This window comes from Micromonospora sp. S4605 (assembly GCF_003176715.1).
Lineage (GTDB): Bacteria > Actinomycetota > Actinomycetes > Mycobacteriales > Micromonosporaceae > Micromonospora > Micromonospora echinaurantiaca.
In genome coordinates, this window is sequence record NZ_QGSW01000101.1 from 1 (window position 1) to 14,032 (window position 14,032).

The window sequence follows — 14,032 nt, forward strand, 5'->3', positions numbered from 1 at the left end:
AACTCGCCGGCGGCGGCGGTCAACGCCTCCCGCGCGTCGCGCCGCCGCCGCAGCCGCCGGTACGCGACCCCGGCCACCAGCAGGCAGCGGGCCCGGTCCAGCGGCAGCACGTCCGCCGGCACCGCGGCCCGGGCGGCGGCCAGTTCGGCCAGCGCGCCCGACGGGTCCCGGCCGAGCGCGCCGGCCAGCAGCACCCGGCTGCGGGCCAGCCCCAGCGTGGTCCACGGTCGCGGCAGCCGCCGATGCCGGGTGGCCAGCCGGTCCAGCGCCGCCTCGGCGGTGGCCAGGTCGCCGGCCCCCACGCAGGCCTCCAGCCAGTCCGGCTCGAAGCGCTGCGCGAGCGGCTCGACCAGGCCCAGCTCGTCGACGGTCACCGCCAGCTCGCCGTAGTGCCGGGCGGCCTCGGGCATCCGCCCCGCGCTCAGCGCGACGAATCCGGCCAGCTGGGCGTAGATCCGCCGCCGCCACCGGTCGTCCAGCTCGGCGGCCCGGCGCAGTCCCTCCGCAGCGATCCGGTCCGCTTCGGGCAACCGCCCCCGGTAAGCCAGCAGCAGCCCTTCCAGCCAGTGCTCGCCGGCCGAGTCGGTGCCGTACTGCTCGCCCAGTTCCCGGGCGGCGGCGATGTGCGCCGCGGCGTCGATCCACCGGCCGGCGAGCAATTCGGTCTCGCCCAGGTGGCAGAGCAGCTCGTGCTGGGACGGCTCGTCGCCACGGGCGACGGCTCGAGCCAGCATCCGGTGCAGCCGGTCGCGGGCCCGCCCGTGCTCGTCCACCGACCGCCACCAGATCGCCGGCACCGTGCCGGCCAACCAGGACGGCTCCGCGCCCTCCAGCTCCAGCGCCCGCGTCAGCAGTTCGGTGCGCGCCGGCCGCCCGGCCCGCACCGCGTTGAAGAAGAGCAGCAGCAGTGCGGCGGCGTGCACCGGCTGGTCGTCGGGGCTGTCGGCCAGCAGAGCGACCGCCGCCTCCGCGTGCCGCCGGGCCGTGTCGGGGGCGTCCCGGAACAGGCTGAGGTGGGCGTGGATCCGGCCGGCCAGCGTCGAGCCGGCCGGCGCGGACGCCAGGGCCGCCTCGGCGGCGGTCCAGGCCGCTTCCGCCGGCTCGTCGGCACTCCAGGCGACGACTGCCCGCAACAGCAGCGCCTCCGCGCTCGCCGGCCCGGTCAGCTCCTCGGCCGCGCGATCGGCGGCCGCCCGCGCGGCGGAGTAGTCGCCGCAGTCGGTGCGGCACGCCGCGGCGGCCAGCCGCCACCTCACGTGCTCGGCGCTGGCGGGCGAGGCGAGCCGGGCCGCGCTGTCGTACAGGCCGGCAGCCGTCTCCGGCGCGCCCCGGCTGCGCTGCCGCGCGGCGGCCGCGGCGATCTCGGCCGCCGCCGCCGGATCCGGCCCGGTGAGGCAGCGGGCCAGCTGCCGGGCCCGCTCGTCCGGGTCGGCCGTGGTGTCGGCGAGCAGCCGGTGCAACCGGCCACGTACCCCGGGCGGCACGTCGGCGCGGACCGCCGCCGCGTACACCGGGTGGGCGAAGCCGATCGCGTCCCCGCGCACGGCGACCAGGCCGGCCTCCTCGGCCGCGTCGAAGGCCGCCGCCGGCACCCCGGCGCGGGCCAGCCCGGCCAGCGTGGGTACGCCGGAGAGGGCGGCGAGGCGCACCGCGTGCCGGGTGTCCGGCGGCAGCGCGGCCACCCGGTCGGCGACCAGCTGCCGCAGCGACGGCGCGGCCGGCAGGTCGGCGCCCGGGGCCGGCAGCTGCGGCAGCCGGAGCACCGCCCGGGCCAGCTCGATGGCGAGCAGCGGGTTGCCGCCGGCCTCGGCGGCGATCCGGACCAGCAGCGGCCGGGGCAGCGCCGTCCCGGTTTCGATCCGCAGCACGTGGTGCAGCGCCCCCACGCCGAGCGGCCCGAGCGGGATCCGGTCCAGCCGGGCGCCGGTGGCGCCGTGGTCCAGCCCGAGCGGCGCCGGGTCGCTGCCGGGCCGGTCGGCCCGCGCGGTGACCAGCACGGCGATCCGCGGCACCAGCCGGCGCACCGCGAACCGGAGTGCCCGCTCGCTCGGCGGATCCAGCCACGGGGCGTCGTCGACGGCCACCAGCAGCCGGGGCGCCGCCGGATCGGCGGTGGCGGCCTCCAGCAGGCACCGGGTGGCCGCGCCCACCGTCCGCTCGTCGATCGGCTGCCCCGGCGCGTCGCCGGTGAGCAGCACCCCGGCCAGCGCCGCGCGCTGCGGCGCCGGCAGCTCGGGCACCCGGTCGGCCAGCGGGGCGAGCAGGTCGGCCAGCGCCGCGAACGGCAGCGCCGATTCCGCCTCGGTCGGCGCGCAGCCCAGCACCAGCCAGCCGGCCCGGCGGGCCGCGCCCAGCAGCTCCCGGTGCACGACCGTCTTGCCGATCCCGGCCGGGCCCTCCACCAGCACCGGCCGGCCGTCGTCCAGCGACCGCCGGGCACGGTCGACCAGCACGTCCCGACCGACGGCCGCCCCGCTCACCGGGTCAGTCTGGCACCCACCGGCCGCCCCGGTCGAGGACCGGACGGCGGACGCGCCGCACCGTCCGGGCCGTGTTCCGGGCCCGGTTCAGCGGTCGCCGAGGTAGGCCTCCAGCTCCACCTCGACCAGGTGCTCCGGGTCGATCAGACCGGCCACCACCACCATGGTGGCGGCCGGGCGGACCGCGCCGAACACCGCGTTGTGCGCCCGGCCGACCTCGTCGGCGTACGCCCGGTCAGTGACGTACATCCGGGTCCGCACCACGTCGGCCGGCTGCGCGCCCACCTCGGCCAGCGCGGCCAACCCGATCCGTAGCGCCTGCGCGGTCTGCGCGGCGGCGTCCCCGACGTGGGTCACCACGCCGTCCACTGTGGACGTGCAGCCGGCCGTCCAGGCGAGATCACCGGCGCGGACCACCCGGGAGTAGCCGTAGGCGGCCTCCCACGGCCCGCCGGAACCCAGCCGGGTGACGGTCGTGCCGCTCTCCTCGACGCCACGCGCGCTCACGCCGCCGCCAGGGTTTCCAGCGCCTCGGCGACCGTGAAGGCCCCCGCGTAGAGCGCCTTGCCGGCGATGACACCCTCCACGCCGAGCGGCTCCAGGGTGGCCAGCGCCCGCAGGTCGTCCAGGGTGGAGACACCGCCGGAGGCGATCACCGGGGCGTCGGTGCGGGCGCAGACCTCGCGCAGCAGGTCCAGGTTCGGCCCGCGCATGGTGCCGTCCTTGGTGATGTCGGTGACCACGTACCGCGCCGCGCCGGCCTTGTCCAGCCGCTCCAGCACCTCGTACAGGTCGCCGCCGTCGCGGGTCCAGCCCCGCGCGGAGAGGGTACGGCCGCGCACGTCCAACCCGATCGCCACCCGGTCGCCGTACTCGCCGACCACCCGGTCGCACCAGACCGGGTCCTCCAGGGCCGCGGTGCCGATGTTCACCCGGGCGGCACCGGTGCCGAGCGCGGCCGCCAGCGACTCGTCGTCCCGGATGCCGCCGGAGAGCTCCACCTTCACGTCGAGTTGCCGGACCACCTCGGCGAGCAGGTGGGCGTTGGAGCCGCGGCCGAACGCGGCGTCCAGGTCGACCAGGTGGATCCACTCGGCGCCGTCGCGCTGCCAGGCCAGCGCGGCCTCCAGCGGGTCGCCGTAGCTGGTCTCGCTGCCGGCGGCGCCCTGCACCAGCCGGACGGCCCGGCCGTCGGCGACGTCCACGGCGGGCAACAGAGTCAGGCTCAACGTGCTTCTCCTCGGTTCAGGTACGACGGTCCAGGGCGATCACCACGATCGCCGGCAGTACGAGCAGCAGCAGCACGACCAGCGCGACGCGCAGCGCCAGGTCGTCCACGAGCGACCAGATCAGCATGATCGCCGCCAGGGTGAGCAGCACGATCGCCGCGCGTTCACCCCGGCTGTGCCGGGGCAGCCGGCCGGTACGACCGCGCCGCCAGGTCGGCGTGAGCCGGCGCAGCAACGCCCGCCGCCGGGCCCGCCGGTCCGACCGCCGCTGCCGGACGGCCCGCTCCCGGGCCTGCGTGGCCTCCCGCTCCGCCCGCCGGCGGGCCCGCTCCTTGCTCACCGGGCGCCCCGCCGGCGCCCCGCGCCGGGACGGCCGGCCGCGCGGCGGATCGGCTCAGCCACCGGTGCCCAGCGTGCCGAGCCAGTTGCGCAGCAGCGCGGCACCGGTGTCGGCGGACTTCTCCGGGTGGAACTGGGCGGCCGACAGCGCGCCCCGCTCCACCGCCGCGACGAAGTCCACCCCGTGGTGGGCGGTGGTGACCGTGGCGCCGGCGGCGGCCAGCGCGCCGGGGTCGCCGACCGCGTACGAGTGGACGAAGTAGAAGCGGCTGTCGGCGGGCAGCCCGGCGAAGAGCACCGAACCGGGCGGCGCAGCGACGGTGTTCCAGCCCATGTGCGGCAGCCGGGCGGCGGGCAGCCTCGTCACCCCGCCGGGAAGCAGGCCGAGCCCCTTGGTCACCACGCCGTGCTCATCGCCGTGCTCGAAGAGCACCTGCATGCCGACGCAGATGCCCAGCACCGGACGGCCCGCGGCGACCCGCTCGGCGATGACCGGCCCGGCACCGAGCGCCTCGATCCCGGCCATGCACGCCGCGAACGCGCCCACCCCCGGCACCACTAGGCCGTCCGCCTCGGCGGCGGCGGCCAGGTCGTCGGTCACCCGCACGTCGGCGCCGGCCGCGGCCAGCGCCCGTTCCGCCGAGCGCAGGTTGCCCGACCCGTAGTCCAGCACCACGACGTCGCTCATGCCCCCACCTCCGGCAGCAGCCAGAGCACCCCGCCGGCGGTGGCCAGCACGGCGAGCAGCGCGGTGATCACCACCGCGCCGCGCGGCGCGCCCTGCCGGTGCAACGAGACGACCCCGCCCACCAGCACGCCGGCCAGCACCAGCAACAGGATCGGCAGCACCGCCCCCATCAGCTCCGCCTTCCGTTCGCGACTGCGGGACTCCGCTGCGCTGCGTTCCTCGCGCTCACAGTGCCCCCTTCGTGCTGGGGATCGCGCCGGCCGCGCGGGGGTCGATCGCGGTGGCCTCGCGCAGCGCCCGGGAGACCGCCTTGAACTGGGCCTCGACCACGTGGTGCGCGTCCGGGTGGCCGCCCGGCCGGGCCGCCCGCAGCACGTCCACGTGCAGGGTCACCCGGGCCGTCTGGCCGAAGGACTCCCAGATGTGCCGGGTCATGCTGGTCGGGTAGACCGGCCCGATGTACGGGGCCAGCGGCGGCTCGTCGTGCACCACGTACGGCCGGCCGGACAGGTCGACCGCCGCCCGGACCAGCACCTCGTCCATCGGGACGGTGGCCGAGCCGTACCGCCGGATGCCGGCCTTGTCCCCCAGCGCCTGGTCGAAGGCGGTGCCCAGGGCGAGCGCGGTGTCCTCCATGGTGTGGTGCGCGTCGATCTCCAGGTCGCCCACCGTGCGCACGGTCAGGTCGAAGCCGCCGTGCCGGGCGATCTGGTTGAGCATGTGGTCGTAGAAGCCGACCCCGGTGCTGATCTCGGCCCGGCCCGTGCCGTCGAGGTCGATCTCGACGAGGACCTTCGTCTCCTTGGTGACCCGCTCCACCCGGCCGGTCCGGCTCATGCTGTGCAACCTTTCGTTCGTGACCGCGGGGCTCCGCTGCGCGCACTCACAGCTTCTCCATCGCCCGCAGGAAGGCGTCCGTCTCGGTGGGGGTGCCGGCGGTGACCCGCAGCCAGCCGGCCAGCCCGACGTCGCGCACCAGCACGCCCTGCTCCAGCAGGACCCGCCAGGCCGCGCTCTGGTCGCCGCCGACGGAGAAGAGCACGAAGTTGGCGTCGCTGTCGGCGACCCGCAGGCCCCGGCCCCGCAGCTCGGCGACGATCCGGTCGCGCTGCGCCTTGATCGCGGCGACCGTGCCGAGCAGGGCGTCCCGGTGGGCCAGCGCCGCCCGGGCGGCGGCCTGGGTGAGCGCCGAGAGGTGGTACGGCAGCCGCACCAGCTGCACCGCCGCCACCACGGCCGGGTCGGCGGCGAGGTAGCCCAGCCGGCCGCCGGCGAACCCGAACGCCTTGCTCATCGTCCGGGTCACCACCAGCCGCGGGTGCCCCGGCAGCACGGCGAGCGCGCTCACCGTGCCCGGCCGCGCGAACTCGGCGTACGCCTCGTCGACGACCACCATGCCGGGGGCCGCGTCGAGCACCGCGGTGACCACCGCCGGGTCGAGGGCGGTGCCGGTGGGGTTGTTCGGCGAGCAGAGGAAGACCACGTCCGGGGCGTGCTCGCGGACCTGGGCCACCGCCTCGTCGGCGGTCAGGCCGAAGTCGACCCCGCGGCGGGCCGGCACCCACCGGGTGCCGGTGCCCAGCGCCAGCAGCGGGTGCATCGAGTACGCCGGGGTGAAGCCTAACGCCGTCCGGCCGGGGCCGCCGAACGCCTGGAGCAGCTGCTGCTGGATCTCGTTGGAGCCGTTGGCCGCCCACACCTGCTCGACGGTGAGCCCGTGGCCCAGGTAGCCGGCCAGGTCGGCGCGGAGCGCCACCGCGTCCCGGTCCGGGTAGCGGTTGAGGTCGCGCAGCTCGGCCGTGAGTGCCTTGGCGATCGCCTCCACCACCGGCTCGGGCACCGGGTAGGAGTTCTCGTTGGTGTTCAGCCGCACCGGCACGTCCAGCTGCGGCGCCCCGTACGGCGACAGCCCGCGCAGGTCGTCGCGGATCGGCAGGTCGTCGAGGGTGGTCACGCCGGCACCCCGCTGCGCGCGGCGAACACCCGGCGCGGGTCGGACCCGTTCACGACGCGGCTCCCGGGAAGCGCACGCTGACCGCCTGCCCGTGCGCGGGCAGGTCCTCCACCCCGGCCAGGGTGACCACGTGCGGGGCCACCTCGCGCAGCGCCTGCTCGGAGTATTCGACCAGGTGGATGCCGCGCAGGAAGGACTGCACGGACAGCCCGGAGGAGTGCCGGGCGCAGCCGCCGGTGGGCAGCACGTGGTTGGAGCCGGCGCAGTAGTCGCCGAGCGACACCGGCGACCAGGCGCCGACGAAGATCGCGCCGGCGTTGCGCACCCGCAGCGCCCACTCCCGCGCGTCGCGGGTCTGGATCTCCAGGTGCTCGGCCGCGTACGCGTCGACCACCCGCAGGCCGGCGTCGAGGTCGTCGACCAGCACCACGCCGCTCTGCTCGCCGGTGAGCGCGGTGGTGACCCGTTCGGCGTGCTTGGTCGCCGGCACCTGCCGGGCCAGCTCCCGCTCGACCGCCTCGACCAGCTCGACCGACGGGGTGACCAGCACGCTCGCCGCCAGCGGGTCGTGCTCGGCCTGGCTGATCAGGTCGGCCGCGACGTGCGCCGGGTCGGCGGTGTCGTCGGCCAGGATGGCGATCTCGGTCGGGCCGGCCTCGGCGTCGATGCCGACCACCCCGCGCAGCAGCCGCTTGGCGGCGGTCACCCAGATGTTGCCCGGACCGGTGATCATGTCGACCGGGTCGCAGTGCGCGCTGCCCGCGGCGTCCACCGCGGCGCCGTACGCCAGCATCGCCACCGCCTGGGCGCCGCCGACCGCGTAGACCTCGTCGACGCCGAGCAGCGCGCATGCGGCGAGCACCCGCTGGTCGGGCAGGCCGCCGTTGTCCTTCTGCGGCGGGCTGACCACCACCAGCGAGCGGACCCCGGCCGCCTGGGCCGGAACCACGTTCATCACCACGGTCGACGGGTACATCGCCAGGCCGCCGGGGACGTAGAGGCCGACCCGGTCTACCGGCACCCAGCGCTCGGTCACCGTGCCGCCCGGCACCACCTGGGTGGTGTGGTCGGCGCGGCGCTGGTCGGCGTGCACCTTGCGGGCGCGCGTGATCGACTCCAGCAGCGCGGCGCGGACCTGCGGGTCCAGCGCGCCCTCCGCCGCGGCGATCGCCTCGGCGGGCACCCGCAGCACCTCCGGGGACACCCCGTCGAACCGCTCGCTCGCCTCCCGGATCGCCGGGTAACCATGCTCCCGGACCGCCTCCACCAGGGGGCGGATCCGCTCGACGGCCACCGACACGTCGAGTTGGGCACGGGGCAGCAGGCGGCGCGGGTCGCGCACGCCGCCACGCAGGTCGATCCGATTCAACACCCTTGCGAGTCTAGGCGGCCGGCCCCGGCGACGACCGGCGCCGCCCGTACGCCGGGACGGTGAGCCGGGACACGCCGCCCGGGCGGGGGCCGGGCTACCCTCGACGGCGTGACTGCGCGGCTGCCGGTGTTCCCGCTCGGAACGGTGCTCTTCCCCGGCCTGGTGCTGCCGTTGCACATCTTCGAGGAGCGCTACCGGGCGCTGGTGCGGCACCTGGTCGGGCTGCCCGCCGGTGCCCCGCGCGAGTTCGGGGTGGTGGCCATCCGGAAGGGCTGGGAGGTCGCCCCGACCGGTCCGGACGGCCGGCCGACGCCGGGCGGCGGCGACGTCACGCTGCATGACATCGGCTGCACCGCCGAGCTGCGCCAGGTCACCGAACTCGACGACGGGGGCTTCGACATCGTCACGGTCGGCAAGCGCCGGTTCCGGATCGCCGACGTCGACGCCCGCTCCGCGCCCTACCTCACCGCCGAGGTGGAGTGGCTGCCCGAGCCGGGTGGCCCGGACGAGACCGCCGAACTGCTGGCCGCCCGGGTGATCGCGGTGTTCCGGCAGTACCTGGGCCTGATCCGCGCCGACCCGGAGGAGATCTCCGAGCAGCTGCCGGAGGACCCGACGGTGCTGTCGCACCTGGTGGCCGCGACGGCCGCGCTGACCGTGGCCGACCGGCAGCGGCTGCTCGCCATCGACGACACCGCGGCCCGGCTCCGCGCCGAGCTGCGGCTGCTCAATCGCGAGGCGGCTCTGCTGCGCCAGGTCCGGGCGGTTCCGGTGCCGTTGGGGGAGCTGGCGTCGCCACCGACACCGAACTGAGCCCGGCCGCGCCGAGCTCGGGCTCCGGGCGCAGCGACGGCCACCGCGACCAGCCGGCCAGCAGGGTGTACGTCACCGCGGCGCCGAACGCGGGCAGCAGCAGGTTGCCGTGCGGCACCGGCAGCACGCCGAGCACCAGGTCGACGCCGCCGGCGCGCAGGTCGGCCGGCTTGGTGAAGGCCCGGCCGTCCGGGGCGGTCTCCAGCAGCCGCTGGAACGTGGCCAGCCCGATCCGGCGCCCGACCTGCCAGGCGACCAGCGCGGCGCCGAACGCGCCGAGGGTGGCGGCGAAGAGCCCGACCGGCCCCCGCACCCGGCGCAGCACCAACCAGAGGGCGATCGCGGCGAGCACCCCGAAGCCGAGCCCCAGCAGGCTGAACCAGCCGTCGGCGGCGATCGGCTGTTCGGGCTGCGGGCTGGCGTAGACGGCGCCGTCCGGCGACTTGATCAGCGGGGTGTCCGGCGCGAGGGTCGCCCAGAGCAGCCCGAGCGGCGCCCCGAGCAGGGTCAGCGCGCCGGCGGCGAGGGCGCCGAGCCGCAGCGCCCGCCGACGCGGCAGCTCCGGCTCGTCCGGCCGCCGGCCAGCCGGCCACACCTCCGCCGCCGCGCCCGGCTCGACCTGCCACGCCGCCGTCTCGCCGGAGTCCACGTACCGCGGCCGGTCCGCACCGGCCGGCTCCGGCCGCCGCAACCCGTCCGGGTCGACGCCGTCCACGTACCGCTGCCGGTCCGCGTCGGCCGGCTCCGGCCGCCGCGACCTGCCGGGGTCGGCACCGTCGACGTACCGCGGCCGGTCCGCGTCGGCGGGGACCGCGGGCCGGTCGGTGGCCGGCCATGCCGCAGCCGCCGCGGCGGGCGGCGGCACGGCGGCGTCGGTCGGTGTGGTCGGACCCGCCTCGTCGGGGCGGGTGCCGGGCCGGTCGCGGTCGGGGGTGTCCGGGCTCACCCGGTGATCCTCTCAGGCCGGGCGGCGCGCCGGGTCGCCGGTGGCGACAGACCCGCTCACCGGGCGAACGGCTCCAGCATCACCGCGGCCGCCCGCAGCCACGCCTGCCGGGTCTCCGGCTGGAGCTGGTGGTACTCGATCGAGGAACCGGTCTCCAGCGCCGGGTCGTACGGGACCACCGCCACCGCCCGGGTCCGGCTGGCGAAGTGCTTCTCCAGGTCGTCCTGCAACGGCGAGCGGCCCGGCGTCGGGCAGGAGATCAGCGTCACAGCGTTCTCCGCCAGCTCGCCCATGCCGACCTCGTGCAGCAGGTCGAGCATCCAGTCGGCGCTGAACGCGGCGTCCTCCCGGGGGACGGTGGTGACCACCAGCTGGTCGGCCGCCTGCATCACGGTGCGCCAGTTGGCGCTCTCCACGTTGTTGCCGGTGTCCACACAGACCACCTCGTGGGTACGCCGCAGCAGCTCCAGCACCCGCCGGACGGTGAACTGGTCGAGCCGCTGGGCGAACCGCGGGCTCTCCTCGCCGGCCAGCACGTCGTACGAGCCGTCGGAGGCGTGCCGCAGGTAGTCGTCGAGGGTCTCCAGCAGGTCGTTGCCCTCCCGGATCTCGATCTGGGCGAGGTCGGTGACCAGGTGCCGGATGGTCCGGGCGTGCCGGGCGCTGCCGGCGCGCAGCCCGAGCGTGCCGCGCAGTTCGTTGTCGTCCCAGGCCAGCACGCCCCGCCCGCGGACGCTGCCGACGGTCGCCGCGGCGAGGACGGTGGCGGTGGTCTTGTGCACGCCGCCCTTGGGGTTGGCGAAGGCGAGCACCCGCGGGGTGCCCAGCTCCCGCCGGAGCACCGCGGCGGCCCGCTCCAGGTCGGACTCCGCGCTGCGCGGCCGCCACTCGACCCGCGCCGGGTAGCCCCGCTCGGCGGGCACGGGCGGGGGCGGGGCGGGTGCGGGGACGGGGGCGGGCGACGGCGGCGGGTAGCCGCGCTCGGGGCGGTAGGCCCCGCGGTCGAGCAGCGCGTAGCGGGACTCCCCCGGGGGCGGTTCGGGGCGGTAGCCGCCGTTGTCCAGCAGCGCGTACCGCGACTCGGGCGGCTCCGGCCGGCGCGGCTCGGGCGGCTCCGGCCGGCGCGGCTCGGGCACCCGGTACGCCGGCTCGCCCGGGTATCCCGGCTCGGGCCGGTACGCCGGCTCCGCCCGGTACGCCGGGTCCACCCGGTAGGTCGCCTCGGCCCGGTAACCGGGATCCGCCTCGTACGACCGCTCGCCCGCGGGGTTCACCGGCCGCGCCGACCCGGCGTAGCCGTTGCCCGCCGGGCGTCGGGGCAACGCCTCGGGCGGGGACAGCGGCCCGGGCGGCGGCAGCGGCTCGTCGACCCGCCGCTCGGGCTCCGGCTGCTCGGCGCCCCGGCCGGCGAGGCGGGCGCGGTCGAGCAGCGCCCGCCACCGCGGTGCTGGTTCGGCCGGCCGACCCCAGCCGGTCTCGCTGCCGTCCAAGGCTCGCCCTCCCCAGCGCCGTCGAACTCCGCCTGACAGGCTACGAACCAAACCCTATTCGGGCCACACCCGTCCGCGCACCTTCCCCCCGTGCCCGATTGTCACGGTGACGATGCCGCGGGACTACCGTCGGTCGTGTCCATCGAGGTCGGCGGGGTGGGCGACCGGGTCGCCGGCGGCGCGGGCGGCGATGGCGGATGTGACGGATCCGTCACGGTCGGTGCGGGTTCCGACGAATCGCCCGCCGACGGGACCGCGGCCGGGCTGCGGGTGGCCGGCTCGGTGCTACCGGTCGGGGCCGGCGAGGCGAGACCGCCGTCGGCCGGCGGCCGGGCCACGTCCCGCTGTTCGGGCAGCGGCGGGGTGAAGACGGTCCGGTCCAGCCGGCGCACCTCGGGGGCCGGGTCGACGACCCGGACGTCGGGCCGGGCGGCCACCCCGCGCAGCGCCGCCGGTTCGGCGCGGACCACCGCCGCGTAGACGCACGCGCAGCCCGACCGGTACGCGGCCGCCTCCGCCGCCGCCACCTCGGCGCCGCTGGCGTACACCTGGCGCAGCTCGGGGTCGGCGGTGCCGGCGGCCCGGGTCCGGTAGTCGGTCGCCTCCCGGTCCTTGCGCGCGGCGAGGTCGGCCATCGCGCCGACCACGTCGTCGGGCAGCCGCTGGGCGGGCAGGCGGACGATCTCCGTCTGCCGGTCCGGCAGCGGCACCCGACCGAAGACCTCGGCGACCGACACGTCGCCGACGACGGCTGCCAGCCGCTGCGGCGTCAGATAGGTCGAGAGCGACACCAGGGCGTAGGTGCCGTCGCCCGGCGTCGCGGCGGCGCTCGGCAGGGTGGCCAGGTCGGCCGTGGCGGCCCGCAGGTAGCCCGGGATGGACTCGCCGTTGGCCACCCCGACCCGGGTCACCTCGCCGACGGTCGGGTCGCCGACCGGGGCGTCGTCGGTGGCCCAGACCGCGGTGAGCAGCACCGCCGCGCAGGACAGCAGCGCCACCGACGGCAGCAGGCGCGGCCGGGCCGGGCTGTGGCCCAGCCGGGCCACCGCCGTGGCCAGCCGCGGCAACAGCCGCTGGTCCAACTGCCGCAGCAGATCGCCGGCGCGCACGGGCGGAGGTCCCCTCGTCGGATCGTCTCGGACGGGCGCCGCTCAGTCGCGGAGGATCTCGAGCGCGCGCTCCAGGTCGTCAGGGTAGTCGCTGACGAAGCTGACCTCGTCCCCCGTTCGGGGGTGCAGGAAGCTCAACGCGCGGGCGTGCAGCCACTGTCTGGCCAGGCCGAGCCGGGCCGACAGGGTGGGGTCGGCGCCGTAGGTGAGGTCGCCCACACACGGGTGGCGCAGGGTGGAGAAGTGCACCCGGATCTGGTGGGTACGCCCGGTCTCCAGCCGCACATCGACCAGGCTCGCCGCCGGGAACGCCTCGACGGTGTCGTAGTGGGTGATGCTCGGCTTGCCGCCGGAGACCACCGCCCAGCGGTAGTCGTGGGTGGGGTGCCGGTCGATCGGGGCGTCGATGGTGCCGCGCAGCGGGTCCAGGTGGCCCTGCACCACCGCGTGGTAGCGCTTGTCCACCTCCCGGTACTTGAACGCCCGCTTCAACGCGCTGTACGCCTGCTCGCTCTTGGCCACCACCATGATCCCGGTGGTGCCCACGTCCAGCCGGTGCACCACGCCCTGCCGCTCGGCGGCGCCGCTGGTGGAGATGCGGTGACCGATCGCGGCCAGCCCGCCGATCACCGTCGGGCCGGTCCAGCCGGGGCTGGGGTGGGCGGCGACCCCGACCGGCTTGTCCACCACCACGATGTCGTCGTCGGCGTAGACCACCCGCAGCCCGGGCACCGCCTGCGGCACCACGGTCGGCGGCGCGGCCGGCGCGGGCAGCGTCACCTCCAGCCACGAGCCGGCCTTGACCTTGTGCGAGTTGGGCCGTCGCACCCCGTCGACCAGCGCGTCCCCGGCGTCCACCAGGGCCGCGGCGGCGGTCCGGGAGAGCCCGAAGAGCCGGGACACCGCCTGGTCCAGCCGCATCCCGTCGAGGCCGTCGGGCACCGGCAGCGAACGGTGGTCGCCGCCCGCGGCGAACGCCGAGGTCACGCCCGCTCCCGCTGCTCGGCGCCGGCCGTCGCCGGGTCGCCGGCCGGGTCGACCGGCCGGCCGTCGCGGCCGACCCGCCCGCCGTCGCGCTGACGGCCGGTGAGTTCCAGCAGCACGGCGAGCACCACGCCGCAGACCAGCGAGCTGTCGGCCACGTTGAACACCGGGAAGTACTCGCCGTACGGCCCGAAGACGCTGACCATGTCGACCACGTGGCCGTGGAACGGGGCGGGCGCCCGGAAGATCCGGTCCATCAGGTTGCCGAGCGCCCCGCCGAGCACCAGGCCGAGCGAGACCGCCCACGGGGTCGAGCGCAGCCGCAACGCCATCCAGATGATCCAGCCGACCACGCCGATGGTGATCAGCGGGAAGACCCAGGTGTGGTCGGAGCCGATGCTCCAGGCGGCGCCGCTGTTGCGGACCAGGCTCAGGTAGACGGCCCCACCGAGCAACCGGACCGGCTCGCGGTCGGTGAGGGCGGCCAGGGCCCAGTGCTTGGTGAGCACGTCGGCCACCAGAGCGACCAGCGCGACCGCGCCGAGCAGCGCGACGGCCCGGGGTCGGAGCCGGCGGCCGCCCGGCTCGGCGCGGCCAGGCTCGGCGGACGGTGCTGCGGTCATCTGCT

Annotated in this window: 15 protein-coding genes; 1 reads left to right on the top strand and 14 read right to left on the bottom strand. The window is 76.9% G+C overall.

Annotated features, from left to right (window positions below):
• The 9 genes from DLJ47_RS06205 to hisD form a co-directional block, all read right to left on the bottom strand.
• A partial coding sequence (locus tag DLJ47_RS06205; RefSeq protein WP_109899112.1) for an AAA family ATPase occupies positions 1–2,480 on the bottom strand: 2,480 nt, incomplete at its 3' end.
• 87 nt (positions 2,481–2,567) lie between these two features.
• Positions 2,568–2,987: a RidA family protein gene (locus DLJ47_RS06210; protein WP_109899113.1), complete on the bottom strand. Its 420-nt coding sequence runs from the start codon at positions 2,985–2,987 to the stop codon at positions 2,568–2,570.
• Complete coding sequence (priA, locus tag DLJ47_RS06215; RefSeq protein WP_088992784.1) at positions 2,984–3,709, bottom strand: bifunctional 1-(5-phosphoribosyl)-5-((5-phosphoribosylamino)methylideneamino)imidazole-4-carboxamide isomerase/phosphoribosylanthranilate isomerase PriA; 726 nt, start codon at positions 3,707–3,709, stop codon at positions 2,984–2,986. The genes DLJ47_RS06210 and priA overlap by 4 nt, the downstream gene beginning before the upstream one ends.
• Before the next feature lie 16 nt (positions 3,710–3,725).
• The gene (locus DLJ47_RS06220) at positions 3,726–4,049 is read right to left on the bottom strand and encodes a hypothetical protein (RefSeq protein WP_109899114.1); all 324 of its coding nucleotides are present in this window, start codon (positions 4,047–4,049) and stop codon (positions 3,726–3,728) included.
• A gap of 54 nt (positions 4,050–4,103) precedes the next feature.
• Positions 4,104–4,736, bottom strand: coding sequence for an imidazole glycerol phosphate synthase subunit HisH (hisH, locus tag DLJ47_RS06225; RefSeq protein ID WP_109899115.1), 633 nt, complete (start codon positions 4,734–4,736; stop codon positions 4,104–4,106).
• The gene (locus tag DLJ47_RS36190) at positions 4,733–4,906 is read right to left on the bottom strand and encodes a hypothetical protein (RefSeq protein ID WP_167178495.1); all 174 of its coding nucleotides are present in this window, start codon (positions 4,904–4,906) and stop codon (positions 4,733–4,735) included. The genes hisH and DLJ47_RS36190 overlap by 4 nt, the downstream gene beginning before the upstream one ends.
• Before the next feature lie 55 nt (positions 4,907–4,961).
• Positions 4,962–5,573 carry an imidazoleglycerol-phosphate dehydratase HisB gene (hisB, locus tag DLJ47_RS06230; RefSeq protein ID WP_109899116.1) on the bottom strand — a complete coding sequence of 204 codons (612 nt, stop codon included), beginning with the start codon at positions 5,571–5,573 and terminating at the stop codon, positions 4,962–4,964.
• 46 nt (positions 5,574–5,619) lie between these two features.
• A complete protein-coding gene (locus DLJ47_RS06235) occupies positions 5,620–6,690 on the bottom strand; it encodes a histidinol-phosphate transaminase (protein ID WP_109899117.1) in 1,071 nt (356 codons plus the stop codon).
• 49 nt (positions 6,691–6,739) lie between these two features.
• On the bottom strand, positions 6,740–8,062 hold the full coding sequence (gene hisD / locus DLJ47_RS06240; RefSeq protein WP_109899118.1) for a histidinol dehydrogenase: 1,323 nt from the start codon (positions 8,060–8,062) through the stop codon (positions 6,740–6,742).
• A 108-nt stretch (positions 8,063–8,170) separates the two neighbouring features.
• Between hisD and DLJ47_RS06245 the strand changes: the two genes are divergently transcribed.
• A complete protein-coding gene (locus DLJ47_RS06245; protein ID WP_109899119.1) occupies positions 8,171–8,875 on the top strand; it encodes an LON peptidase substrate-binding domain-containing protein in 705 nt (234 codons plus the stop codon).
• On the opposite strand, the gene DLJ47_RS06250 is transcribed toward DLJ47_RS06245, so the two are convergent.
• From DLJ47_RS06250 to lspA, 5 genes are all read right to left on the bottom strand, one after another.
• Positions 8,790–9,590, bottom strand: a complete 801-nt coding sequence (locus DLJ47_RS06250; RefSeq protein ID WP_158289784.1) for a DUF2567 domain-containing protein — start codon at positions 9,588–9,590, stop codon at positions 8,790–8,792. The genes DLJ47_RS06245 and DLJ47_RS06250 overlap by 86 nt on opposite strands.
• Positions 9,591–9,877: 287 nt before the next feature.
• Entirely contained in the window at positions 9,878–11,311 is a 1,434-nt protein-coding gene (locus tag DLJ47_RS06255) for a MinD/ParA family ATP-binding protein (RefSeq protein ID WP_109899120.1), read from the bottom strand.
• A 101-nt stretch (positions 11,312–11,412) separates the two neighbouring features.
• Positions 11,413–12,420 carry a hypothetical protein gene (locus DLJ47_RS06260; RefSeq protein ID WP_233257685.1) on the bottom strand — a complete coding sequence of 336 codons (1,008 nt, stop codon included), beginning with the start codon at positions 12,418–12,420 and terminating at the stop codon, positions 11,413–11,415.
• A 42-nt stretch (positions 12,421–12,462) separates the two neighbouring features.
• Positions 12,463–13,407 carry an RluA family pseudouridine synthase gene (locus tag DLJ47_RS06265; RefSeq protein WP_109899121.1) on the bottom strand — a complete coding sequence of 315 codons (945 nt, stop codon included), beginning with the start codon at positions 13,405–13,407 and terminating at the stop codon, positions 12,463–12,465.
• The gene (lspA, locus tag DLJ47_RS06270; protein WP_109899122.1) at positions 13,404–14,027 is read right to left on the bottom strand and encodes a signal peptidase II; all 624 of its coding nucleotides are present in this window, start codon (positions 14,025–14,027) and stop codon (positions 13,404–13,406) included. The genes DLJ47_RS06265 and lspA overlap by 4 nt, the downstream gene beginning before the upstream one ends.
• Between the last annotated feature and the right edge of the window lie 5 nt (positions 14,028–14,032).

Bases quoted from the DNA above. Each gene is read 5' to 3' on its own strand.
- DLJ47_RS36190 (WP_167178495.1), bottom strand. From the start codon at position 4,906: ATGGGGGCGGTGCTGCCGATCCTGTTGCTGGTGCTGGCCGGCGTGCTG.
- hisH (WP_109899115.1), bottom strand. From the start codon at position 4,736: ATGAGCGACGTCGTGGTGCTGGACTACGGGTCGGGCAACCTGCGCTCG.
- hisB (WP_109899116.1), bottom strand. From the start codon at position 5,573: ATGAGCCGGACCGGCCGGGTGGAGCGGGTCACCAAGGAGACGAAGGTC.
- lspA (WP_109899122.1), bottom strand. From the start codon at position 14,027: ATGACCGCAGCACCGTCCGCCGAGCCTGGCCGCGCCGAGCCGGGCGGC.